Source organism: Castellaniella sp. (assembly GCF_047971665.1).
GTDB lineage: Bacteria > Pseudomonadota > Gammaproteobacteria > Burkholderiales > Burkholderiaceae_B > Castellaniella.
This window is the reverse complement of sequence record NZ_JBKEAA010000029.1, coordinates 1-24,185: the sequence shown is the minus strand read 5'-3', so window position 1 is coordinate 24,185 and position 24,185 is coordinate 1. Positions and strand designations below refer to the sequence as shown.

The following is a 24,185-nucleotide window of genomic DNA, read 5'->3' as shown; positions in this document are numbered from 1 at the left end:
TTGATGGTTCGATCTGGAGATTGCGTGTCATGCCTTACGTCAACATCAAAATCACCCGCGAGGGCGCCACGGCCGAGCAGAAGGCCCGGCTGATCGAGGGGGCCACCCAGCTGCTGGTGGACGTGCTGGGCAAGAATCCCAAGACTACCTTTGTGGTGATCGAGGAGGTCGACACCGACAACTGGGGCATTGCGGGCGAGACCGTGACGACGATCCGGGCGCGCGCCCAGACACCGGGCTGAGCCGGCGCCTGAGGATCGCCTATTCCTTTTTACCCTCGTCGTGAAATTTCCAGGCTAGCCCCAATACTGTTTAATTAATAATAAATCGGCTATCATCCGTTGAATACAGACGGAGAAATAGCTGATGGCGCGAACGAACGCGATCCTTGGCGCGGGCGCGCACCTTTCTGATTATTTGATGCTGGGGTATCTGGCATTTGACAGATCCTTCTAGCTTATTATTACGCACGTAAGCATATGGCGCATCGCTGGCAAAAGAGCATTCATCGTGACTAAAAAAATTCCCCTTCTCCGCGTCTCGCAATGGCTTTCCACTTGGGAAGATACTGAGTGGTCGCCGCCAGATCTACCAAAGCCTTCAAAACACTTTTTTATAGGCTCTATCCCATTATCTACCTTGCGACGACTCGCGGGCGTTAGTCGCAGGCAAATTAAAGAGCGGAAACAAGGCGGGCGAGGTGCTGGATATCAGCGCGCTCACCAAGAAGATCGTTCAAAGAGCATAGCCCGCTATCTCCAATACGGTTACCCGCTGTCTAGTCAAGTATCGTTAAATCCAGCGGATCACCGCATATTAATCCATCCAGGATGGCTCCCAACCTCGATACTTGTAAATGTACTTGGGGGAAAAGATAGTCGCCGCCGTGCAGGTAAGGTTCTTAGTGTTGACGCAGAAAATTTGGTCAGCATCAAAAGCGATGAGTCGGGACATTTTTTATATATACCAGAGAAGGCGACAGAAGAAAATTTTTTCATCCCGTCTTCCGGGCTGGAGCCAGTTGAGATTATTGATGGCCAACACCGCCTATTCGCGATGGATGAGCTTGGTATGTTTGGCCCTGGCGACGATTACGAAGTTCCTGTCGTTTTCTTCGACGGATTAACTGAATCTTGGCAAGCGTATTTGTTTTGGGTAATAAACGTAGAACCTAAAAAAATAAACCCGAGCCTTGCCTACGATCTTTATCCGGAACTAAGAAGCCAAAGTTGGCTTCAGAGCGGAGAGACAATCAAGGTTTATCAAGAGCACCGTGCCCAAGAGTTGACTGAAACTTTATGGAGGCACGATCTGAGTCCATGGAGAGACAGAATCGAGCTACATGGAAACAGGGTGGAAGGTCATGTTTCTAACGCGGCATTTATTCGCTCGTTGATGATTAGCTTCGTGAGGAAATGGGGCAAAGATAATCGTATTGGCGGACTGTTTGGCTCTATCGACCGCGAAGGTCGGGAGCGAGTTTTGCCCTGGAAGCGCTCTCAGCAGGCGGCTTTCATAATCGCGTGCTGGCGGCATATGCATGATGCGGTTAGCGCGTCTAAGGCAGAATGGGTTAAAGGTGCCTCTGCTGATTTCTCATCGAAAGCTCCTGCAGATCAGAAAAGAACAAATCCTCATGGTCTTCATCCAGCATTTGCTGGAAACTCGACGTTGCTGGCAACGGATCAAGGTGTTCGTTCGGTATTCGTAGTATTTAATGCGATATGCCAAGTCTTATATGCAGAACTTGAGTTGGAATCGTGGGATTCTAAAAGAGTATCGGATTCGCCAGAGGATGAGGATGTGAGCATTGCACTGGAAGAGTTCTTAGCGATGCGCGAGGCAAATAGTTTTCTCTCTGCTGTATCTGATGCCCTCGTAGAGGGTGTTGACTGGCGTACTTCTTCTTCAACTAGCCTGTCACCGGAACAGCGCCAGCAACAGGCAGCATTCCGTGGAAGCACTGGGTATTCCTTGCTGCAATCTAAATGTCTCGATTGCCTACAGAAGAGTGCTAATAAGCAGGTATCTGAAGCGGCAAAACTAACTGCGGAGTTGCTTGGAAGATGAGTAACTCACACAAGAATAAGGGGAAAAAAAGCCCAGCCCAGAGTTCGACAGGAGGAATGAAGTCGAACAAAAAGACATCCCCTCAAGTGAAACTTGCTCAATGGTGTTCCAATGCCTGTCAGCACGCGGACGGTGGCGCTACACTCACAGGTATGACTGGGCTCTGCCCAGTCACATCTTTTGGCGATTTGTTGTTACCAGCAAATGCCAGCCCACAGACGACATTGGCAGCAGAGCAACTAATTCATTTGATTGAGGGTTGGCGCTATATTGCCTCTGCAACAAATGCAATGCTGTCGCATGCAGGCGATCAAGCCCTTCATTTGGCGTACTACGCTGAGTTGAGGGCCGCAATGTCTTTGTTTTCATGGAGCGGAATTAGAGTTAAGCAGTATGGTTACTATTATTTAGACTCACAAGGCAAACAAAAAAAATTAGATAACCAAAAGACCCATGCAGCAGTCTGGGGACTATGGAAGGAATGGGTAAAAAGGCTTGACGCCGTGTCACTTTTCAATGACAGCATTAGGCTGCATCCATCAGTGTCGCTGGGCGATGTTGTCGGAAGTGTACGCTACGTCAATACTGCCGCAACGCTTAGCAACTGGGGGGTCGATCTTTGGGATGCAACACGGGATCACAATGCTAGGAACATCTCAAGCTATGAGGCGAAGCTAGCTAGCAAGTCTCTGGCCCCCATGGAAAGAAAGGATGTAGATTTAGTCTTGGACTTGTGGCGACTGTTCTTGAGTGATGGTTCATCTTTATCCTTTGACGCCGCGTTAATCAACCACATCGTTGCGGACGCCATTCCGAAGCTAATTAATCAAAGTCAGAATAATCAAAAACCGACTGAGCAAGACCAATTGGCTGATATCGCCACTAGGATCTCTGCCGCCACAGGGGTGGAAGAAGAGGACATCTTGCGAAGACTTAACCCGTCAGCATATTCATTTACTCCATTTTCTATGGCGGCCGATCAGGCAATCAATGTGGAGAATGTCCTATGTCGCGGCTACTTTCTTCTGAGGATGGCCATGTTGGCAACAAAGAAAAGCATCGCAACAAGTCCATCGAATTCGGCGAAGAAATGGATGGAAAATTGGCTCTTTCACGTGGGCCTCTGGAATCCTGACGACGAAATTGAACTCCCCGAAATTGAGGAGGATTATCGGATTTCTGTTGAGGAACTTGATCTTACACCGCCATTCCCAAATTCCCTGTGGACGGCCGGAAATATTGGATTGTCAGCTCGATTGATTCGCCCTGATGCATGCATGGCCTGGGGTTTGATTGCATGAAGTACATGGGGCATAAAGGAAAGCTTCTTCCGGTTCTCGGAGACGTTCTCTCTTATGAATCAAGGAATTCACAGAGAATTGCAGACCCATTTTGTGGATCGGCGGCTGTTTCTTGGTTCTTGGCGCAAAGAACAAATAAGATTGTGGTTTCTGGAGATCTCCAATCTTTCGCTGTAGCGCGCGCAGCAGCAGTCGTAAGACGTACATCGGTGATTGATCCATCTCCGCTGATTGAAAACTGGTTCCGATCAGCAAAAAAAATAGTGAGCACTATTTCCTCTAATTTCCCCAATGCGCATCAGTCAATTCAGCCGGATTTGGTTAATGCTGGAAAAATAAAGACGGTCGTTTTGCGATCCAGAAAGTTCTGTCAATCAGTACTTCCAACTGTGCTGAGCCAATTTGACGGAGATTTCCCATTAACTCTGGCTTACGGTGGGCATTATTTTTCACCGTTACAAGCTTTGGAGCTTGACGCATTGCGGCAATCGGTTCCAGATGATCCTTTCTTTAAAGATATCTGTATTGCAGCATTGGTTGAGGCCGCAAGTAAATGTGCTGCTGCGCCAGGGCACACTGCTCAGCCTTTTCAGCCAACCGTTACTGCTGCGCGATATATTATTGAGGCTTGGAGTCGTGATGTCTGGAGCTTAGTTGAACAAGCAGTAATCGAAATCTCATCGCTTTGTGCTTCCGCAGCGGGAACTGCCGAGCAAGGGGACTACTTGCAAGGCATTGCTAAATTGGAACCAGGCGATTTGGTTTTTGCCGACCCTCCATACTCGGATGTTCACTATAGTCGGTTCTATCATGTTCTTGAAACTTTGGCGAGAGGGATTTCCGTTAACGTATCCGGGGTTGGTCGATACCCGCCGTTATCAGAAAGGCCTCCGTCTTCTTTCAGTCGAAAGGGAGAATCGCATAGTGCAGCACGTGCACTCGTGCAATTCTGCGCAAAGCAAGAGTTAGGGCTAGTACTCACCTTTCCTTCATCTCAAGCTAGTAATGGACTAGCTGCATCCGATTTTGTTTCTTATGGCACAAAGCTATTTTATTCAATAGAAGTCATTGAGGTTAATTCAACCTTTAGCACACTAGGCGGGGGAGAAAGTAATCGTGGAGGAAGGAAGGAATGCAAGGAAAGCATTGTTTGTTTTCGCCATTCCTGATTTTTTTCTCGCTCTTGCCCGCAAAGAAACTTTCAACATAGGCACTGGCCCTTTTTTGAACGGAAGCCTTTGTGCGCCGATGTTGCGTCGGGGCGCCGGGCGAATCCGTCCGCTGGTTTGCGTCAGGCAGGGATGTTGCAGGCTCAGACGGTGATTTTCGTCCCCGGAATACGCCGATAGCTGACGAAGTCATAGGCCAGACCGTTGGCCGGTGGCTGGGACAGTCGTTCTGTCTCACGCCATTGTCCTGCAGGCAGGGGAGGAAACCAGGTATCGCCGTCCAGCTCGGTATGGATTTCCGTGGCGATCAATTCGTCGGCCAGCGGCAGGGCCAGGCGAAAAATCTGTTCACCGCCGATGACGCAGGCGAGATCAGCGTGGGTGCAACTGGTCAGGGCGGCTTCGAGCGTGGGGTAGCGCTCGGCGCCGGACGGGGCGAAGTCAGGGTCGCGGCTGAGCACCAGATTGCGCCGGCCGGGCAGAGGACGTCCCAGGGACAGCCAGGTCTTGCGTCCCATGATGATGGGGTGCCCCAGGGTACTGCGTTTGAAATGCGCCAGGTCCGCGGGCAGATGCCAGGGCATGGTGCCGTCGCGGCCAATGACGCGATTGTCGGTATAGGCGACCACCAGGCGGATCGGGGGCGGGGTCGGCATGGCGGGGGTCTCCAGCGGATGGATGGCCTGGCTCGTGCAGCGTGCCAGCAGCGTGCTCAGATTGCCCTGGGTCAACGCCAGATCGGGCGCCAGATCCCTCAGGGGGCGCAAGACGAAGGCGCGTTCGTGCATGCGGGGATGCGGCACGGTCAGGCCGGGCAGGTCGATCCTCTGGTCCGCATACAGCAGCAGATCCAGATCCAGGGTGCGCGGGGCATTGCGGTAGGGACGTTCCCGGCCGTGGCGTTGTTCGATGGCCTGCAATGCTGCCAGCAGTTCCAGGGGAGGCAGCATGGTGCGAAGGCTGGCCACGGCGTTGACGTAGTCCGGACCGCTGGCATTCACGGGCGCGGAGCCGTACAAGGGTGAGAGCCTCAGCCCGGTTATGCCGGGGATGGCGGCCAGCTCGGCGGCGGCCCGGTGGACCGTGTCGGCAGCATCGCCCAGATTGGCGCCCAGACCGACATAGGCCAGGATGGGCGAGGTGTCGGAAGATGGGGGGGAGAGGCTCATGGTAGCGGGTGCTGCGGCGATCAGGCCGGGTCGCGCGCCAGACGGATGAGAGCGGTTCAGGCTGCGTCGCCGTCCGGTGTGGCGTCGGGTTGAGCAGATTGGCCGCTGGCGCCCGAAGACGCGCTGCGCCTGCGGCGGCGCTTGCGGGTTGTGCCGGCGCCGGTGCGGCGGGCGCCGGCATGGCCAGCCTGCCAGGTGTCGATCATCTGCGAGCGGCGCTCATCGTTGCTGTCGGACAGGTCCATCCACCATTGCGCCAGGACGCTGTCGACCTCGCGGGCCTCGGCGCGCAACTGCAGGAAATCCACGGCGGCGCGAAAGCGTGGCTGTTCCATCATGCGCCAGATCGAGCGCACCGTGGCTCGTTCGAAACGGGCCTGCATCAGCCAGATCTCGCGCATGTCGGCCTGATGGCGACGCTGGATGGCAAGCTTGTCCATCTGTTCCTCGATCACGGAGTCGGCTGCGCGGATCAGGGCTTCATTGCGCTGAATGCCTTGGGCGATCAACGCCGTCCAGCGTTTTTGCACCAGTCGCCACAGCAAGGCGGCGAACAGGAAGCTGGGGCTGATGGGCCTGCCCGAGCGTACCCGGGCGTCGGTGCGCGACAGGGCGATTTCCACAAAGGCTTCGCCGCCGTCTTCTTCGAAGATGCGATCGATCAGCGGGATCAGGCTTTTCGTCAGACCCGAGCGGCGCAGTTCGCGCAGACAGTCCATGGCGTGACCACAGGTCAGCAGTTTGAGCGTCTCATCGAACAGGCGCGAAGAGGGAACGTGCTCGATGAGCGACGACAGCAGGCTGATCGGGGCCTCGGTGGCCGGGTCGATTCGCGCGCCCAGCTTGGCCTGGAAACGCAGGGCCCGCAGCATGCGCACCGGGTCTTCGCGGTAGCGGGTGTCCGGGTCGCCGATCGTGCGCACGACACGGTTTTTCAGGTCGGCCACGCCTTGATGGAAGTCGATGACTTCTTCTTTCAGGGGGTCGTAGTACAGCGCGTTGATGGTGAAGTCGCGCCGGGCGGCGTCTTCTTCATGGGTGCCGAATTCGTTGTCGCGCAGGATGCGCCCATGCTCGTCGGTGGCCTGGTTGCCGGAGGACGGCGCTCGGAAGGTCGAGGTCTCGATGATTTCCTGGCCGAACACCACATGCACCAGCTGAAAGCGTCGGCCGATGATGCGGGCGCGCCGGAACAGCGGACGAACCTGGTTGGGCGTGGCGTTGGTGGCGACGTCGAAGTCCTTGGGTTCCAGGCCGACGATCAGGTCGCGCACGGCCCCGCCCACGATATAGGCGTCGAAGCCGTGCTGGTTCAGGACTTCGCAGACTTTGATGGCGTGTCGCGACACCAGGCGCCGGTCGATGCCGTGCTTGTCGCGCGACAGGCGCACCGGGCCACTGGGCGGGGTCGCGAGCAGGCGCGAGACGAAATTCTTGATGGTCTGCTTGAGCATGGCGCGTATTTTAAGGCTTTGTCCCGCCCCCTGCTGAGATTCAGGATTTTGCGTCCTGCAGGGGGCCGAACAGGTCCAGGATGCGCCAGCCCCGGCCCGTGGCGGTTTCGCGCAGCGCCGAACTGGGATTGGTCGCGACCGGGTGGGTCACGGCCTCCAGGAGGGGGAGGTCGTTCATGGAGTCGCTGTAGAACCAGGATTCCTGGAAATCTTCCAGTTGCAGCCCCAGACCCTCGAGCCATTGGCGCACGCGCAGCACCTTGCCCGCCTTGAAGCTGGGCGTGCCTTCGATGCGGCCTGTGTAGTAGCCCTGGGCATCGCGCTGAGGGATGGTGGCGATCAGGTGTTCGAAACCCAGCATGCGGGCGATCGGTGTGGTGACGAAAGCATTGGTTGCCGTGACGATGGCGCACAGTCCGCCCCGGTCCCGGTGTCCGGCCACCAGTTCGCACGCGACGGGCAAGATGCCTGGCTCGATGATTTCGGTCATGTAGTCCCGATGCCACTGGCCAAGTTCGTCCGGTTTGCCCAGGCGCAGCAACCCCAGCATGAAGTCGGCAGCCTCCTCGGCGGACAGGATGCCCTCGTTGTAACGGCGCATCAGGTCCTTGTTGCGGCGGCGGGCTTGTTCTGGATCGCCGGCGCGGCCGGTGCGGGCCAGGAATTCGGCCCACTGATAGTCGCTGTCGAAGGGCAGCAGGGTGTGGTCCAGATCGAACAGGGCCAGATGGGTTGGCGGATTCATGCGTTCCTCGAGGAGGCCGGGGCGCCGGCCAGCAGGTCTTTGAGCAAAGGCAGGGTGATGGGGCGGTGGCGGGCCAGGGAATACTGGTCCAGGCTGTCGATCAACGTGGTCAGGCGTCCCATGTCGCGGTCGCAGTGGGTCAGGATCCAGTGCAGGACTTCGTCGGAAAGCTGCAGCCCGCGCTGCCGGGCGCGATCACGCAGGGCCTGGGCGCGGTCTTCGTCGGACAGTTGTTCCAGCCGGAAGACCAGGTCCCAGCCCAGGCGGGTGCGCAAGTCTTCGCGCAAGGGCATGGTCAATGGGGCCCGGTCACCTGCGGTCAGCAGGGCGAAGGCGCCCGCTGTGCCGGCAGCGGTGCGCCAGCGGTTGAACAGGGCGAACAGGGCCGCCTGGGCGGCGGGATTCAGGTCGGCGACGTCGTCGACCGCCACCAGCGCCGGGGTCAGGTCCTCGTCGGTGGCCAGCGCATGCAGACGTTCCGCCGGAGATCGCGCATCCAGGTAGTGGCAGTCGTCGCCTTGCGCCCGGGCGCGCAGCAGATGGCTGCGTCCCGAGCCGATACCTCCCCACAGATACACGGCGTGTCCGGGCGCGAGCAGGCGCACGGCCTCCAGCGCGGCCAGATTCGCCCCGGGAACGAAACCGTCAAGCGATGGCATCGATCCTGGCAGAATGTCGAGCAACAACTGCGGCGCGGGGGCGGGAGCCTGAGGGGGTTGCCGGTCTTGCGTCATGCGGGTGGGCACTTCATCGTAAAATCAGGCGGATACTCAAACCCGCAATTCTTGCACATTCGACGGTTTTTCTCATGACACAAGGCTCCTCTCCCTCTCTGACCTACCGCGATGCCGGGGTCGACATCGATGCTGGCGACGCGCTGGTCGATCGTATCAAGCCTCTGGCCGCCCGCACCCTGCGCCCCGGCGTGATGGCGGGGATCGGTGGTTTCGGCGCCCTGTTCGAAATCCCGCGCCATCTGCGCGAACCGGTGCTGGTGTCCGGCACCGACGGGGTGGGCACCAAGCTGCGTCTGGCGTTCGAATGGCAGCGTCACGATACCGTGGGCATCGATCTGGTCGCCATGAGCGTCAATGACATTCTGGTCCAGGGGGCCGAGCCGCTGTATTTCCTGGACTATTTTGCCTGCGGCAAGCTGTCCGTGGAGACGGCGGCCAGCGTCGTGGGGGGCATCGCGCGCGGCTGCGAACTCGCCGGCTGCGCCCTGATCGGGGGCGAGACGGCAGAAATGCCCGGCATGTATCCCGATGGCGAGTATGACCTGGCGGGCTTCGCGGTGGGCGCAGTCGAAAAATCCGCGATCATCGACGGGGCCGGCATTCGGGTCGGCGACGTCGTGCTGGGGCTGGCCTCCAGCGGTGCGCATTCCAATGGCTATTCGCTGGTGCGCAAGATCCTGCAGCATGCCGGCGCCCGCCCCGAGCAGGATCTGGATGGCCGGTCGCTGGGCGATGTGGTCATGGCGCCCACCCGCATCTACGTCAAGTCCGTGCTGGCTGCCTTGTCGGCCCATCGCACGGGAATCAAGGGCCTGGCGCACATCACTGGCGGTGGTCTGCTGGAAAACGTGCCGCGCATTCTGCAGCCGGGCCTGTGCGCTCATCTGCATCGTGACGCCTGGCAATGGCCGGCGCTGTTTCAGTGGTTGCAGGCCCAGGGCGGCGTGGCCGACCAGGAGATGGCGCGTGTGTTCAATTGCGGTATCGGCATGGTGCTGGTGGTGGACCCGGCGCAGGCCGATGCCATCGCGGAGACCCTGCGCGCGCAAGGCGAAACCGTTCATGCGCTGGGCGAGATCGAAACGCAGGCCGAGGGCGGGGCGCAGACTCTCGTCGATTGACCCGCCGTTGATCAGGCTTGAGGCGAGCGTGACCGGCAGGCGCATGGCCCGAGCGGTCCCGATCACGACGCTCGGGCCTCGAGCGCCTGGGCGCAGCGCGCGATGACCTGTTCCACCGCCTGATCCGAGAGGCAGTCCACCGTCTGCCGTTGGGGCAGGGATCGCAGCCAGGTGATCTGGCGCTTGGCCAATTGCCGGGTGGCGGCAATGGCCTGCTCGATGGCTTTGTCCAGGGGGATGCGGCCATCCAGGTGATCCCAGAGCTGGCGGTAGCCCACGCAGCGGATCGACGGCAGCCCCGGATGCAGATCCGGCCGTTCACGCAGCGACCGTACCTCGTCCAGCAGTCCGGCATCGATCATGTCCGTGTAGCGATGCGCGATCCGGGCGTGCAGGACCGTGCGGTCGGAGGGTTCCAGACTGATCGTCTCGAAGCGCCAGCCAGGCAGGACGGGACGCTGCGGTTCGGCCAGCCAGTCGCTCAGAGGGCGTCCGGTGCCGCGCCAGACTTCCAGCGCGCGCTGCAGGCGCTGGCTGTCGTTGGGCGCCAGCCGGGTTGCCGTGACGGGGTCCACCCGGGCCAGTTCGGCGTGCAGCGCGGGCCAGCCGTGTTCCGATGCCTCATTGTCCAGTTGCCGGCGGATGGCCGGATCGGCCTCGGGCAGGTCGTTCAATCCTTCGCGCAGTGCCTTGTAGTACAGCAGGGTGCCCCCGCACAGCAGGGGAATGCGCCCGCGCGCACGGATGTCCTGCGCCAGCCCGGCGGCATCCCGGGCGAACTCTGCGGCGGAATAGGCCTGCGCCGGGTCGCGGATGTCCAGCAGGTGATGCGGCGCACGCGCCTGCTCCTCGGCCGTCGGCTTGGCCGTGCCGATGTCCATGTCCCGGTAGATCGTGGCCGAGTCCATCACGATGATTTCGATGGGCCAGCGCTCGGCCAGGGCCAGGGAGGCGGCGGACTTGCCGGAAGCTGTCGGGCCGGCCAGGCAGATCAGGACGGGGGGATGAGTGGGCATGGTGGAGATTATCGCCGACCGCGGAGCCGGCGCGTGGCGCCGGCGGCCGTTCTGCACAGAATCGGAATGCGCGGCGCCTACTGTCCCCGCATGAACAGCCTGTCCAGGTCCGTCAGGCTCCATTGGAACCAGGTCGGGCGGCCGTGGTTGCACTGGTCGGCGCGCTCGGTGCGTTCCATCTGGCGCAGCAGCGCATTCATTTCGTCCAGCGTCAGACGACGGTGCGCGCGCACGGCGCCGTGGCAGGCCATGGTCGACAGCAGCTCGTTGCGCTGTTCGATCAGCCGGGCGGAGTGGCCGATCCGTTCGACGTCGGCCAGTACGCCGCGCGCCAGGGACTCGATATCGCCCCGGGCCAGCAGGGCCGGCACGGCCCGCACAGCCAGAGAGGCCGGGCCAGTGGCGCGGATCCGCAGACCCAGGTCGTCGAGCATGTCCTGGTGCGCCTGGGCGGTGGCGACCTGGAGTTCGGTCGCCGTGAATACGACCGGCACCAGCAGTTCCTGCGCCGGCAGGGGGGCCTGCTCCAGGGCCTGTTTCAGGGATTCATAGACGACACGCTCGTGCGCGGCATGCATGTCCACCAGAATCAGGCCGCGCGCGTTCTGCGCCAGAATGTAGATGCCATGCAGTTGTCCCAGCGCCATGCCCAGGGGCAGGTCGGTCTCCCCCTCGCGTTGCGTCGAGGACGGGGCCGCGGTGACGGCTACGCCGGGCGAGGCATCGTCCCTGGTTACGAAGTCGGCCATCGGTCCGCCCGGCTGAGCCGGATCACCCGTTGCCTCGCGGTCCGGCGTTGTCCGCGCCGGATCGGCCTGCTCGCCGCCGCCCAGCGGCTGGTACAGCTTGCGCCAGTCCTGGGCCGGGATCCGGTCGTTCAGCGGGAACCGCTGCTGAACCGGTATTCTGCCGGGGTAGGGAGAGGCGGAGGATGCTGGATTGCGGGGAGGGGGCGGAGCCGTGGATCGATCAGGATAGAGTGTCGGGGCCGGAGGCGTTCCTTGGGCGGCATCGCTGTCTGTCGGCGCGGGTGGCGCGTCGGCAGGGCTGTCCAGGGCGGCGCCGCCGCGCCCTGCGAGGGCCTCGCTCAGTGCCTGTGCGACATAGCGGTGCACGGCCCCGCTGTCGCGAAAACGGACCTCGTGCTTGGCCGGATGCACGTTCACATCCACCCCCGCCGGATCCAGCGTCAGGAACAGCACGAAGGCCGGCTGGCGGTCGCCGTGCAGCACATCGGCGTAGGCTTGCCGCACAGCGTGGGAAACCGTTCGGTCACGCACGTAGCGGCCGTTGACGTACAGGTATTGACGGTCGGCCCGGCTGCGGGCAAAGGTGGGGCGCGTGATGCAGCCTTCCAGGGCGACCAGTCCCTGTTCGGCCGAGACCGGCAGGCTCTGGGCCGTGAATTCATCGCCCAGCACATCGCGGATGCGGCCATGGATGTCGGTGGCCGGCCAGTTGCGCTGGGGCTTGTCGTTGTGAAACACCCGCAGCGCCACCTGAGGGTGCGCCAGCGCGATGCGTTCGACGGCATCCAGGCAGTGAGCGTATTCGGTCTGTTCGCTGCGCAGGAATTTGCGGCGCGCGGGAATGTGGTCGAATAGCTGGCGCACATCCACGCGGGTGCCGACGGCGCCCGCTGCCGGGGTCGGGGTCTGCTGGCCGGCGGCGACCTGCCAGGCCTGCGTATCGCCATCGGTGCGCGAACTCAGGGTCAATTGAGCGACCGAGGCGATCGAGGCCAGGGCCTCGCCCCGGAATCCCAGCGTGTCCACCGATTCCAGTTCAGCCAGGGATGTGATCTTGCTGGTGGCATGACGCTGCAGAGCCAGCGGCATCTGGTCGGGCGGGATGCCGTGGCCATCGTCGGTCACAAGGATGCGGCGGATGCCGCCGCCGTCCAGGCGGATCTCGATGGCCCTGGCTCCGGCGTCCAGGGCGTTTTCCAGCAATTCCTTGAGGACGGAAGCAGGGCGTTCAATGACTTCGCCCGCAGCGATCTGGCTGATCAGGACGTCGGGCAGGGCGGCAATGGTTCGCATCATGAAAACGATTATAGTGACGGATTGTTCCTGTCCTTTGAGGTTTTGCGGCCAAATGGCTGATCTTTTCCAACTCATCCTGAATATCGACCAGTACCTGGGGGTCTGGGTGGCGCAATATGGCGCCTGGATCTACCTGATTCTGGCCCTCATCATTTTTGGTGAAACAGGACTGGTCGTGCTGCCGTTCCTGCCGGGGGATTCATTGCTGTTCATCGCCGGGGCCTTTGGTGCATCCGGTCTGCTGGACCCCGTGCTGCTGGGCGGCATCCTGATCGTGGCTGCGATTCTGGGCAATACCGTCAATTACCAGGTGGGGCATTTCATCGGACCCAAGGTCTTCTCGCGCGATTACCGTTTTCTGGACCGCAAGGCCTTGCTCAGGACGCATGCTTTCTATGAAAAACACGGCGGCAAGACCATCGTGCTGTCGCGCTTCCTGCCGCTGTTCCGGACCTTCGCGCCTTTCGTGGCCGGGGTCGCAGGCATGCGCTGGCTGACCTTTCAGCTGTACAACGCCCTGGGCGCGATCATCTGGATCGCGGGGCTGATCACCCTGGGTTATTTTTTCGGCAATGTGCCGATCATCAAGGAACACCTCAACACGATCGTGCTGATCGGCGTGGGGACGGCGGCCGTGCCGGCGGTCGGCGGCGTGTTATGGAAGCTGCTGCGCGGCCGCAAGACCGGGTCGGTCTGATCTGAACGGACGGCCTGACCCAGGCATGGCCGGGCCCTGTCGTTGTGTTTGACGGGATTTAGATGAACCGGGCCTGATGACGGATCAGGCCCGCCGGGCCAGTGCGGGGTGGGCCGAGAAATAGTCCTGCACCCCGCTGAGCACCGCGTTGGCGATGCGCTCCTGGTGCGCCGAGGTCCGCAGCAGCCGTTCTTCCTGGGGATTGCTGATGAAGGCCGTCTCGACCAGGATGGACGGGATGTCCGGGGCTTTCAGCACGGCAAAGCCCGCGCGCTCGATGCGGTTCTTGTGCAGCTTGTTGATCTTGCCGATTTCGTTCAGGACCTGGGTGCCGACACGAATGGAGTCGTTGATCTGCGCCCCCGTGGACAGGTCCAGCAGTACCTTGGCCACCTGGGCGTTGTGCGCGCTCAGGTTGACGCCACCGATCAGGTCGGCGTCGTTTTCTTTTTTAGCCAGCCAGCGGGCGGCCGAGCTGGTCGCGCCGTGCTGTGAAAGCGCCCAGACCGACGAGCCGCGCGCCGATGGTTTGATCCAGGCGTCGGCGTGAATGGAAATGAACAGGTCGGCCTGGACACGGCGGGCTTTCTGCACACGCACATTCAGCGGTACGAAGTAGTCGCGGTCACGGGTCAGATAGGCGCGCATGTTCGGCTGGGCGTCGATCATCTTTTTCAGCCGCTGCGCGATCTGCAGAACGACATCTTTTTCGCGTGTACCGCGTTTGCCGATGGCGCCTGGATCCTCGCCGCCGTGGCCGGGATCCAGCGCAATCAGGATCGGGCGGTTCGGGCGGCTGGGCGCGGTGCGCGGCGGGGTGGCGGGCGCATCGTCCGGCTTGCGGGCGACAGGCGGGAGTTTCTGCCCTTCGACCGAGGGGATGGGCGCCTCGGAGGGGCTGTTCTGGGCGAGGCTTTCGAGCACGCCGGCGAGCGGATCATTTTCCGCGTCTTTGAGCAGCGCCATCAAGGGATCCTGCGCGACCTTCGGATACAGATCGAGCACCAGGCGGTATTTGTATTCCCCGATGGGTTTCAGGGTGAAGACCTGGGGCGCAATATCCTGCTTGAGGTCGAACACCAGGCGCACCACGTTGGGGCGATTCTGGCCCACGCGCACGGTGCTGATGTAGGGATCGTTGGGTTTGATCTTGGCGACCAGGTCATTGATGGCGGCGCTGAGCTGGATGCCTTCGATGTCCACCACCAGCCGGTGCGGGCTGTCGAGCGTGAAATGCTCGGCCTTCAGCTCGGTGTCCATTTCGAGGGTCACGCGCGTGTATTCATCGGCCGGCCAAGTGCGTACGGCCACGATGGTCGCTGCCTGGGCCAGGCGCGGCACAACGGGCAGCAGCATCAGCGTGCACCCGCCCGCGATCATTTTGCGCCGCAGAGGGACGGGCGGGGGATTCATCGGCGTGGCGGGTCCAGATACGTCAGCCATTGCTGTCCTTTTTCGCTGCAGGCGGTCAGGTGGGCGGCCCGACCCGTACCGTTATATTCCAGGTGGATGTCCAAGTCAGGCGGCGGCAGGCGGTCGCCCGCCTGCTCGGGCCACTCGATCAGGAAAATCGCGTGTTCGCCCAGCACTTCGTCGAATCCGGCATCCAGCCATTCATGCGTATCTCTAAGTCTATAGAAATCAAAGTGATAGAAGTATAAGTTAGAAACGTTATAGCTTTCAAGAAGGGCGTAGCTGGGACTTTTGATCCGGCCGGTCACTCCGCCGGCCCGTAACAGGGCGCGAGCCAGGGTGGTCTTGCCCGCGCCCAGCTCTCCCCGCAGGTGGATCCGGCCGCCTGCGGCGGGGCCTCCCGGCGCCCGGCCGCAGGCCAGTTCTGCCAGTCGTTGCGCCAGGACGACAGTCGTGTCCTCATCGGGCAGTGCATATTTCAGGGTGTTCAATGGCGTCGTCATCGTGGCGCTTTCCAGGATTCAGGCCATGGCGCTGAGCCACAGGGGCAAGGTGATGGCCGAGAGTAGTGTGCCGATCGACATGGTGACAGCTACCAGCCGGTCGTCGCCGCCCATGCGGGCTGCCAGCACGTGGGCCGATGAGGCAGTGGGCAGGGCGCTGAACAGCAGCAGCACCAGCCGTTCGCTGGCGGACAGGCCCAGCGCCCAGGCCAGTGCCAATGCGATCGGCGGCAGCAGGATCAGCTTGGCCGCGACAATCCAGGCCATCAGCGGTGCATGTGTCCGCCCGCCCTGCAGTGACAGCGTGGCGCCCACGCACAGCAGACCGATGGCAATGGCGCAAGCCCCCAGCCGTTCGAGGGCGACGTCGACGACGTGGGGGATGTGGATCCGCGTGAAGTTGCAAATCAGTGCGGCCAGTGTGGCCAGGATGAACGGGTTGCGGACGATTTCTCTCAGCGCGCCGCCGCCATGGCGGCTGGCCAGAGCATGCACTGCCCCGATGTTGCTGATCGGCACGGCAAAGCCCACGATCACGGCCATGGTCGTCTGGGCGCCCGGCCAGCCCAGGTTGCTGGCCAGGGAAAGCGCCAGATACGTATTGAAGCGGAAGGCGCATTGCGCAACCGAAGCGTGTGCCGCCGGATCGGGGCGCACCGTGAGGCGGCCCAGCCAGGCCAGCGCGATGCCACCCAGCATCACGCCGATCGTTGCGGCCAGCAGGACCGTGGTATTGCTCAGGTCCAGCGGGGTCCGGGTGATGGACTCGAACAGCAGGGCAGGGAACAGAATGAAATAGACCAGCTTTTCCGCGCCCGTGAAAAAGGCCCGGTCGAACCCCAGCCGGTGCAGCAGGAGCCAGCCCAGGGCGATCAGCAGGAAATCGGGCAGGATGAGCAGGATGACGGACATGGGCGGCGGTCAGGGGGCATTCGCGAGATTGTACGTGGCCTGGGCCGTGGCGCACGCGCCGTCGGATGACGGGAGGACGGGAGAGCGAATCGGGCCTTCGATCTGTAATAGTCTGTAATGACCCTCTGTTCAGTATCGTATTTACCTGTAATATCCATGTCTGTAGCATAAGGCCCGAACGGGTAGGGCCGCCTGTGAGGCATGCCTGAAAAACAGGTGCTTTGAATTCAAATTATCCCCCTTCCAGCCTGAAATCGGGGGTTCCTTCATGACGTCGAGGCTGTCCTGCTCAGGGCTGCCGTGAATTTCCACTATAAAAATAAATTGTGTTGATTTAAATTATATAGTTACAATAATGTTTCATTACAGATACATAAATAGATCTGCTTCTGTGATTGATGTGAACGCTTTTTTCAATTTCGGTGTGTTTTTTGAGCATGCGCCCAATCGCATGGAGCCGGGGGCTGGAGATCAGACAGTCCTGTTGTCCGTCGGGTTTTCGAGTCGGGAGCGTAGTGCATGACGATGGGTCATAAAAAAACAACACGGTCTGTTCTTTTGGGTGTTCTTGCCTTTCCGTTTTCCGTTGTGGCGTGGGCTGACGGCATCACGCTGCCTCAGGCAGTCGAACGCGCCGTACTCAACAATCCTGCGGTGGGTGCCCAGTTCCATAGTTTTCAGTCCAGTGTCGAGGGCCAGAAGGTTCGCCGCGGCGCTTTGTTGCCCGAGGTCAATCTGCAGGGCTGGACAGGCCATGAATATCGCGGCGGCACCAGCATCAACGGCGCCGAGGATTGGTCGCGCAACGGCTACAGCCTGTCTTTGCGCCAGTTGCTGTTCGATGGTTTTTCCACGATCAACGATGTGCGCCAGCTGGGGTTTGAAAAACTGGCCGACTATTACACGCTGAAGGCAACGGTCGATGATCTGGCCCAGCAGGCGACGCAGGCCTACCTGGATGTTCAGCGTTATCGTGAGCAGGTCGTCCTCGCGCAGCAGAACTACAATCTGCACGAGGACATCCTGGGGCAGATTTCTGAGCGCAGTTCCTCGGGAGTGGGCCGCGGTGTGGACGAGGTCCAGGCCCAGGCCCGTCTGGCGCTGGCCCAGACCAATCTCATGACGGCTTCGGGCAATCTGAACGACGTCACCCAGCGCTATCAGCGGATCGTCGGCCAGGTTCCACCGCAGACGCTGGATAAAGTCCCCGGGATCGAGGCCGTGCTGTCGAAGAAGCCGAACGACTTCAGTTCGGCTGTGCGCGCCAATCCCTCCGTTCTGGCCAAACAGGCGTTGGTTCAGGCCGCTGAACGCGGCAAAGCCTCTGCCCAGGGACGTTTTGCGCCGACGCTCGAGTTGCGTGCCGCCACGGGCCGGGATCGCTCCGACCCGCCCTATATCAACGATGACTCCAGCCACAGTTCGAATGTCCAGCTGATGGCATCGTTCAACCTGTTTCGCGGCGGTGCGGATGCCGCGCGCGTGCGCCAGACGGCGGCCCGGACGTATGCCGCCCGGGATGTCCGCGACTACACCTGCCGCAATGTCCAGCAGGAACTCGCTGTCGCCTGGAACAATATCGAACGTCTGCGCCAGCAGATTCCCTTCCTGCAGCAACATGAACGCAGCATGACCAAGGTGCGCGTGGCCTACATGCAGCAGTTCAAGATCGGTCAGCGGACGTTGCTCGATCTGCTGGATACCGAAAACGAGCTGTTCGATGCCAAGCGGGCGCTCACCAACGGGATCTTCGACTTGCGTATTGCCGAATACCGCTGGCTGGGGCTGTCCCACAGATTGCTGACCGCGCTGGGACTGGCCGATCCTTATGAGGAGCGACCGGATGAGGCCGCCAAGCTCGAGTTTCCCGATGAGGTGCTCAAAGCTTGCCTGACACCGCTGCCGGATACCGGCAACCTGCGGCCCGTCCGTGTCGATTATCAGTCCGGCCTCAAGCCGCCCGTGCTGACGCCCGCCGGCCAGTCGCCTGGCGAGGCCAGCGGCTGGAATTGACGCCCGGCACAGCAGTAACGAAATAACATCCGGGCCTCATGGCCCGGTCTGAAGGTGAAGGCACGGGAGTGCGCCGCAGAGGCGACGACCAGGCTTTTCCTGTGACTTTGGGGAATGCCAATGACCTCTGATCAGGACCGGTTCAAACAGGACCTTTCGGCGCTGGACGCCGAATTCATCCGCGTCCTGGAAGATCTGATCGACGCGCTGATCGCCAACGGGACACTGCGCTTGACGGATCTTCCTCCTCAGGCGCTGGAGAAACTGGCCAGGCGCAAGCGTGCCCGAGAGCGTTTGCAAGGCGCCCTGAACCTGATTTCCGACGACGATGTCATCCTCTGATGCCACCTGCCGCCATGACGACACTGCCTGAACACGCTGCCGACCTGCCCGACCCTTCCGACCCTTCCGACCCATCGCCGGAATCGCCGGGCATCCCGCCCCATCAACTGCATGACGATTCTCTGCTGGCCAGCCTGGTTCTGATCACGCGGCTGCTGGGCCGTCCTTGCACGGCGCAGCAGTTGTCTTCAGGTCTGCCTCTGGTGGATCAGCGTCTGACACCGTCTCTGTTGAGCCGTGCTGCAGGCCGTGCCCAGTGCAGCGCGCGCGTTGTGCGCCGCGACCTGGGCAATTGGTCGCGCAGCGTGATGCCGGCCATCCTGTTTTTGAAGAATCAGCGTGCCTGCGTATTGATCCTGGAGCGCGGCGACCATTACCTGGTTCATTATCCCGAGGCGGCCGAGCCCGTCGAGGTTCCGCGTGCCGAACTGGAAGCCGAATATTCCGGCCTGGCATGTTTCGTGCAGCCGCGCTATCGCACCGAGGACCGGACCCAGGACGCCCGCATGCGGGCCCGCAGCGGCCATTGGTTCTGGGCGGCGATGCTGGGCAACTGGAAGCTCTACCGCGATGCGGTGGCGGCGGCCGTGCTGATCAATATCTTCGCGCTGGTCATGCCGCTGTATACGATGAACATCTATGACAGGGTGATTCCCAACAGCGCGGTCGAGACGCTCTGGGCGCTGACGATCGGCATTGCGCTGGCCATGGTGTTCAATCTGGTGCTGACGGCCATTCGTGCCTATGTCGTGGATATTGCCAGCAAACGGGTGGATGTGGAGCTTTCCTCCCGCATCATGGAGCAGGTCCTGGACCTGCGCATGGAAAGCCGCCCGGTGTCCGTGGGTTCCTTTGCCTCCAATCTGCGATCTTTCGAGTCCGTGCGCGATTTCATCGCCTCGGCCAGCCTGACCACCCTGGTGGATTTGCCTTTTGCCGTGCTTTTCCTTGTCGTGCTGGCCTGGATTTCTCCATGGATGGTGTTGCCGCCCCTGGTGGCCATCGTCGCGATCCTGATCATGTCGCTGTTTTCCCTGGCGCGTGTCGAAAAGATGACCCTCGAGTCTTTCCAGGCCGGGGCGCAGCGCAATGCGGGCCTGATCGAGACCCTGAACGGCATGGAAACCGTCAAGGCCCTGAATGCCCAGAGTCATTCCCAGCGCATGTGGGAAGAATCCACCCGTTGGCTGGCCGAGCTGGGGGCGCATATCAAGCTCACCTCGTCGGTCACGGTCAGTTTCGTGCAGACTTGCCAGCAACTGGTCAACATTGCCGTCGTGGTGATCGGTGTCTATCTGGTCAGTGAAGGCATGACCATGGGCGGCATCATTGCGGCCTCCATGATTTCCGGGCGTTGTCTGGCGCCACTGGGCCAGGTGGTCGGCCTGATGATGCAGTACCACAATGCCAAGGCGTCGCTGAGGTCCATCGACAACTACATGGGCATGCCGGTCGAGCGCCCGGCGGATCGCGCCTTCATGCCGCGCCCTGTCCTGCAAGGCGGTATCGAATTCCAGGACGTCACCTTCGCCTATCCTCGCAGCGCCATCGCGGCGCTGGACAACATCAGCTTTCGCCTCCGGCCTGGCGAAAAAATCGGCATCATCGGACGCATCGGCTCGGGCAAGACGACGCTCGAAAAGCTCATCCTCAAACTCTATGCCCCCACTTCGGGCGCCGTCCTGATCGATGGCATCGACCTGAACCAGATCGATCCCGCCGATGTGCGCCGCGCCGTGGGCTACGTGCCTCAGGATCCGGTGTTGTTCTACGGCACCCTCAAGCACAACCTGAGCATTGCCTCGCCTTTCGCCTCGGACGAGGATATTTTGCGTGCCGCCCAGTTGGCAGGCGTGGATGAGTTCGCGGCAGCGCATCCCGAGGGCTATGACATGCTCGTTGGCGAGCGCGGCGACTCTCTGTCCGGTGGTCAGCGCCAGTCCATCGCCATTGCCCGCGCACTGGTCAATGACCCCCAGATCCTGCTGCTGGATGAGCCCAGCAGCAACATGGATCATCAGAGCGAATCCCAGCTCAAGGCCCGCTTGAGAGCGGCCAGCCAGGGCAAGACGCTGATTCTGGTTTCGCACCGGACATCCCTGCTGGACCTGGTCGATCGCCTGATGGTCATCGACCATGGCCGCATCGTGGCGGATGGCCCCAAGGCACAGGTTGTCGAGGCTCTGCGTCAGGGCCACATCGGCGGTACCCACAGGAGCTGATGCCATGGGAATGCTGCCTGATTTCCTGTCCGGATTGCGATCGTCCTTGGCCTCCAGGCGCGAGGAGGTGCGTGGCGACATGATCGATGATGCTGCCTGGACGCTCAGCCAGCAGCGCACCCGTGGGTCGCGGCTGTTGATCTGGGTGTCCCTGTTGACGATGGGCGTGCTGATCGCTTGGGCGTCCACCGCCAAGATCGACGAAGTCGTGCGTGGCGAGGGCAAGGTCGTGCCTTCGCGTCAGCTTCAGGTCATCCAGAGCCTGGACGGCGGCGTCGTCCAGCAGATTCTGGTGCATCCCGGTGACAAGGTCATGAAAGACCAGGTGCTGCTGCGCATCGATCCCACGCGATTTTCTTCGTCCCTGGGAGAAAGTCGTGCCGAATCTCTTGCGCTGAAGGCCAAGATCGCCCGCCTGGATGCCATCGCCAATGACACGCCCTATCAGGCCCCTGAAGATGTCCGGGCACAGGCGCCGGAATTGGCTGAACAGGAGCGCAGCGTCTGGCAGGCCCGCATCGATGAATTGCAGGCCAACCTGACGGTCGCCCGGGAGCAACTCAACCAGCGCCAGCAGGAACTTCGCGCCACGATCGCCAACCGGGATCAGGCGGCCACCAGCTGCGCGCTGTCTTCGCGGGAATACACCATCACCCGGCCGTTGCTTTCCAGCGGTGCGGTGTCCCAGGTCGATCTGCTCCGGCTGCAGCGCGATGTGGCGCGTTTTTGTGGCGAACAGAAGGCCGCTGCCGCGCAGATCGACAAGATTCAGGCCTCCATCCAGGAGGCCGAGGCCAAACTCGATGAAACCGAGGTGACCTTCCGCAACCAGGCGCGGACCGATCTTTCGGAGGCCCGCGCCAAGCTGTCCACTTTGCTGGAAGGCCAGGTTGCCCTGGCTGACCGAGTGACGCTGTCCAGTATCCGGTCTCCGGTCAACGGAACCGTCAAGACACTGATCGCCCATACGGTGGGTGGCGTGGTTCAGCCTGGCAAGGACATCATGGAAATCGTCCCCTCGGACGATACCCTGCTGCTCGAGGTTCGTATCAATCCGCGCGATATCGGCTTCCTGTATCCCGGCCAGAATTCCGAGGTCAAATTCACGGCCTATGATTTTTCCATCTACGGCGGCCTGCAAGGCCATGTCGAGGAAATTGGCGCCGACTCCATCATCGATGAAAAGGGGAATGCCTATTACATCGTGAAGGTTCGCACGGATACCGCCTATGTCGGCAGTGATGAGCGGCCCATCATTCCCGGGATGATGGCTGAGGTCCATATCCTGACGGGCAAGCGTACGCTGATGCAGTATCTGCTCAAACCCGTGCTGCGCGCGCATTCCAATGCCTTCCGCGAGCGTTGAAAGGGTTCCTCATGACGATGCCGGTGTTGCTGTTGACTGCCGACGATGCCTTGTACAGGCATTGGGCGGGGCTGGGCGGGTTGGCGGGTTCCGGCTGGGCGCCCGCGCGCGGCCATCGCCTGTCTGAGTTGACCGCCTGGAGCAGGCGTGGAGTGCTGGTCATCATGGACGCCCGTCTGCTGCCCAAAGCCAGGTCGGATATCCCGGACGTGCCCGCGGGACTGCAGGTCGTCGTCGCCAGCACGCATCCCGGCGATCCCGAAGGCCAGCGCGCCTTGATCGCGGGGGCGGTCGGCTATGTGCATGCATACATGCCTCTGACGGGCCTGGAGCGTGTCCTGCGCCACGTCATGGGCGGCGAGATCTGGGTCGGCAGGGGCATGCTGTCCCGCATGCTCAGCCAGATCGGTCAGTCCACGCCCGAGTCCAGTCAGGATTGGGGGCGCGATCTGACGGTGCGTGAGCGCGATGTCGCGCGTTATGTTGCCCTGGGTCATTCCAACCAGTCCATTGCCGACAATCTCGGCATTACCGAGCGTACTGTCCGGGCGCATATCTCCGCGATTTTTGACAAGCTGGGCGTCTCGGACCGCCTGATGCTGGCACTGCGGGTTCATGGCATCGATCAGCCGACATCCCAGACCACACCCGGCGACGCGGACCTCTGAGCCCGAGAGGGCCATTTTCCTGCGGATACTGTCTTTCCCGCCAATAGGCGGGTACGAGCGACATCGATAGTATCCAGAGGGATGATCGCCGCCAGAGCGCATTCCGCCACGCTGCCGGCCCACTGAATTAGGAATCTTTACATGGCGACCGATACCGTCCTGATCACTCATGTCACTGGCAAGGCCTGGATGCGTACATCCGATGGCACGATGGTTGCTCTGCACGAGGGGATGCGCGTACCGGTCAACGCCCAGATCGTGACAGGCGAGGGTGCTTCGGTCACCTTGCAGGCCAATGGCGTACCGCCGGTCATCGTGGGTCAGAACACTGATATGCTGGTCACCGACGATCTGGCCGCGGCGCAGCCGCAACCGGCCGAGCATGCCGTGGACACGCTCGCCGCCCATGTCGCTGATCAAGTCCTGGCCGCTCTTGAGTCGGGACGGGATCCCTTCGATGTCATCGATCCGACGACCGCCGTGCTGACCGGGGGCAGTGGTGGCGGCGGTGCCAGTTTCGTCCGCTTGTCCAGTGTGATCGAGACCTCCTCGCCTTTGAGCCTGACCTACCCGCGCCTGGGCTCGGCGGAGGCGCCGGAATTCGTGCCGTTCAACGGCGTGGCAGCCAGGGACGAGGATCCGGCCGGGCCGACAATCAATGTCGGCAATGATCCGGATGGCAACAGCGGCGGGCCTGATGTGCTCCCGAGTGCGTTCTATATCCAAGAGGACGATACGATCGCAGGGGTCCCGGGTTCTTTTGCTTTCACAGCGTCTGCCGGGCTTGGCAGCCTGCAATTCGCCTTCAGCCCTGAGACAGGTCAGACGGGCACCCTGACGGTTTCTCTGGCGGATCTGGACCGCTTGTCCGCTTCAGGCTCGACGCCGATCGTGATCGATACGGAAACGGGCCTGCTGACCCTGACCGGCTATGATCCGGTCGCGGGAACCGTGAGTTATATCTATCAGTCCGATGCTCCTCTGAATCATCCGCTGGCCCGGGATGCCCTGCCCGATGACATCAAGATCATGGTCAGTGACAGCCTCGGCCGTACGGCGTCGGCTGACCTGATCGCCCTCATTGTCGACGATGTGCCCGTGGCGCGTGCCGACACCGACAGCCTGGCCGTGGGCCAGTACACGGCCGAGACGGGCAACGTGATCACGGGCGTGGGCACGACGAACACGAACGCCAGTGGCGTGGACACGCAAGGCGCCGACG

The 24,185-nt window shown here is 61.2% G+C and carries 21 protein-coding genes and 1 pseudogene; 12 read left to right on the top strand and 10 right to left on the bottom strand.

All coding sequences use genetic code 11. The annotated features are described in order from the left end of the window. The first annotated feature begins 29 nt into the window (after positions 1-29). From ACK5JE_RS11700 to ACK5JE_RS11685, 4 genes are all read left to right on the top strand, one after another. Positions 30-242, top strand: coding sequence for a tautomerase family protein (locus ACK5JE_RS11700; RefSeq protein WP_416801815.1), 213 nt, complete (start codon positions 30-32; stop codon positions 240-242). A gap of 268 nt (positions 243-510) precedes the next feature. Next, positions 511-2,070, top strand: a complete 1,560-nt coding sequence (locus tag ACK5JE_RS11695) for a DGQHR domain-containing protein (RefSeq protein WP_416801885.1) — start codon at positions 511-513, stop codon at positions 2,068-2,070. Next, positions 2,067-3,371, top strand: a complete 1,305-nt coding sequence (locus ACK5JE_RS11690; RefSeq protein WP_416801884.1) for a hypothetical protein — start codon at positions 2,067-2,069, stop codon at positions 3,369-3,371. Before ACK5JE_RS11695 ends, ACK5JE_RS11690 begins: the two co-directional genes overlap by 4 nt. Next, positions 3,368-4,540 (top strand): DNA adenine methylase, encoded by a 1,173-nt coding sequence (locus tag ACK5JE_RS11685; RefSeq protein WP_416801883.1) that lies wholly within the window; start codon positions 3,368-3,370, stop codon positions 4,538-4,540. Before ACK5JE_RS11690 ends, ACK5JE_RS11685 begins: the two co-directional genes overlap by 4 nt. A 143-nt stretch (positions 4,541-4,683) precedes the next feature. Here the strand turns inward: ACK5JE_RS11685 and ACK5JE_RS11680 are convergent, their stop codons facing one another. From ACK5JE_RS11680 to hda, 5 genes and pseudogenes are all read right to left on the bottom strand, one after another. After that, on the bottom strand, positions 4,684-5,196 hold the full coding sequence (locus tag ACK5JE_RS11680; RefSeq protein WP_416801887.1) for a dihydrofolate reductase: 513 nt from the start codon (positions 5,194-5,196) through the stop codon (positions 4,684-4,686). A 9-nt stretch (positions 5,197-5,205) separates the two neighbouring features. After that, positions 5,206-5,709 (bottom strand): annotated as a pseudogene (gene folK / locus ACK5JE_RS11675) (2-amino-4-hydroxy-6-hydroxymethyldihydropteridine diphosphokinase); the annotation flags it as partial. 56 nt (positions 5,710-5,765) lie between these two features. Further along, positions 5,766-7,163, bottom strand: coding sequence for a polynucleotide adenylyltransferase PcnB (pcnB, locus tag ACK5JE_RS11670; RefSeq protein WP_416801882.1), 1,398 nt, complete (start codon positions 7,161-7,163; stop codon positions 5,766-5,768). Between the two features lie 40 nt (positions 7,164-7,203). Further along, positions 7,204-7,908, bottom strand: a complete 705-nt coding sequence (locus ACK5JE_RS11665; RefSeq protein WP_416801881.1) for an HAD family hydrolase — start codon at positions 7,906-7,908, stop codon at positions 7,204-7,206. Further along, positions 7,905-8,567: a DnaA regulatory inactivator Hda gene (hda, locus tag ACK5JE_RS11660; protein ID WP_416801880.1), complete on the bottom strand. Its 663-nt coding sequence runs from the start codon at positions 8,565-8,567 to the stop codon at positions 7,905-7,907. Before hda ends, ACK5JE_RS11665 begins: the two co-directional genes overlap by 4 nt. 149 nt (positions 8,568-8,716) lie before the next feature. Between hda and purM the strand changes: the two genes are divergently transcribed. Further along, the gene (gene purM, locus ACK5JE_RS11655) at positions 8,717-9,766 is read left to right on the top strand and encodes a phosphoribosylformylglycinamidine cyclo-ligase (protein WP_416801879.1); all 1,050 of its coding nucleotides are present in this window, start codon (positions 8,717-8,719) and stop codon (positions 9,764-9,766) included. A gap of 62 nt (positions 9,767-9,828) precedes the next feature. Here purM and miaA read toward each other — a convergent pair whose 3' ends face one another. Both miaA and mutL read right to left on the bottom strand, forming a co-directional pair. Continuing rightward, positions 9,829-10,782 carry a tRNA (adenosine(37)-N6)-dimethylallyltransferase MiaA gene (gene miaA / locus ACK5JE_RS11650; RefSeq protein ID WP_416801878.1) on the bottom strand — a complete coding sequence of 318 codons (954 nt, stop codon included), beginning with the start codon at positions 10,780-10,782 and terminating at the stop codon, positions 9,829-9,831. A 77-nt stretch (positions 10,783-10,859) separates the two neighbouring features. After that, positions 10,860-12,827 carry a DNA mismatch repair endonuclease MutL gene (gene mutL, locus ACK5JE_RS11645; protein WP_416801877.1) on the bottom strand — a complete coding sequence of 656 codons (1,968 nt, stop codon included), beginning with the start codon at positions 12,825-12,827 and terminating at the stop codon, positions 10,860-10,862. Between the two features lie 52 nt (positions 12,828-12,879). Here mutL and ACK5JE_RS11640 point away from each other — a divergent pair, with 52 nt between their 5' ends. Then, positions 12,880-13,524, top strand: coding sequence for a VTT domain-containing protein (locus ACK5JE_RS11640; protein WP_416801876.1), 645 nt, complete (start codon positions 12,880-12,882; stop codon positions 13,522-13,524). Positions 13,525-13,608: 84 nt separating this feature from the next. Here the strand turns inward: ACK5JE_RS11640 and ACK5JE_RS11635 are convergent, their stop codons facing one another. Genes ACK5JE_RS11635 through ACK5JE_RS11625 form a run of 3 tightly spaced genes read right to left on the bottom strand, consistent with a single transcriptional unit; the run spans position 13,609 to position 16,352 of the window. Continuing rightward, positions 13,609-14,967, bottom strand: a complete 1,359-nt coding sequence (locus tag ACK5JE_RS11635) for an N-acetylmuramoyl-L-alanine amidase (RefSeq protein ID WP_416801875.1) — start codon at positions 14,965-14,967, stop codon at positions 13,609-13,611. Further along, positions 14,934-15,440 (bottom strand): tRNA (adenosine(37)-N6)-threonylcarbamoyltransferase complex ATPase subunit type 1 TsaE, encoded by a 507-nt coding sequence (tsaE, locus tag ACK5JE_RS11630; RefSeq protein WP_416801874.1) that lies wholly within the window; start codon positions 15,438-15,440, stop codon positions 14,934-14,936. The genes ACK5JE_RS11635 and tsaE overlap by 34 nt, the downstream gene beginning before the upstream one ends. Before the next feature lie 18 nt (positions 15,441-15,458). Beyond that, positions 15,459-16,352 (bottom strand): AEC family transporter, encoded by an 894-nt coding sequence (locus tag ACK5JE_RS11625; RefSeq protein ID WP_416801873.1) that lies wholly within the window; start codon positions 16,350-16,352, stop codon positions 15,459-15,461. A gap of 519 nt (positions 16,353-16,871) precedes the next feature. Between ACK5JE_RS11625 and ACK5JE_RS11620 the strand changes: the two genes are divergently transcribed. The 6 genes from ACK5JE_RS11620 to ACK5JE_RS11595 form a co-directional block, all read left to right on the top strand. Continuing rightward, on the top strand, positions 16,872-18,365 hold the full coding sequence (locus ACK5JE_RS11620) for a TolC family outer membrane protein (protein ID WP_416801872.1): 1,494 nt from the start codon (positions 16,872-16,874) through the stop codon (positions 18,363-18,365). 120 nt (positions 18,366-18,485) lie between these two features. After that, positions 18,486-18,707: a hypothetical protein gene (locus tag ACK5JE_RS11615; protein ID WP_416801871.1), complete on the top strand. Its 222-nt coding sequence runs from the start codon at positions 18,486-18,488 to the stop codon at positions 18,705-18,707. Between the two features lie 14 nt (positions 18,708-18,721). Beyond that, complete coding sequence (locus ACK5JE_RS11610) at positions 18,722-20,929, top strand: type I secretion system permease/ATPase (protein WP_416801870.1); 2,208 nt, start codon at positions 18,722-18,724, stop codon at positions 20,927-20,929. 79 nt (positions 20,930-21,008) lie between these two features. Continuing rightward, positions 21,009-22,295: an HlyD family type I secretion periplasmic adaptor subunit gene (locus tag ACK5JE_RS11605; RefSeq protein ID WP_416801886.1), complete on the top strand. Its 1,287-nt coding sequence runs from the start codon at positions 21,009-21,011 to the stop codon at positions 22,293-22,295. Positions 22,296-22,306: 11 nt separating this feature from the next. Continuing rightward, on the top strand, positions 22,307-22,963 hold the full coding sequence (locus tag ACK5JE_RS11600) for a helix-turn-helix transcriptional regulator (protein WP_416801869.1): 657 nt from the start codon (positions 22,307-22,309) through the stop codon (positions 22,961-22,963). A 141-nt stretch (positions 22,964-23,104) separates the two neighbouring features. Next, positions 23,105-24,185, top strand: a 1,081-nt coding sequence (locus tag ACK5JE_RS11595; RefSeq protein ID WP_416801868.1) for a retention module-containing protein, incomplete at its 3' end; no start/stop codon positions are given.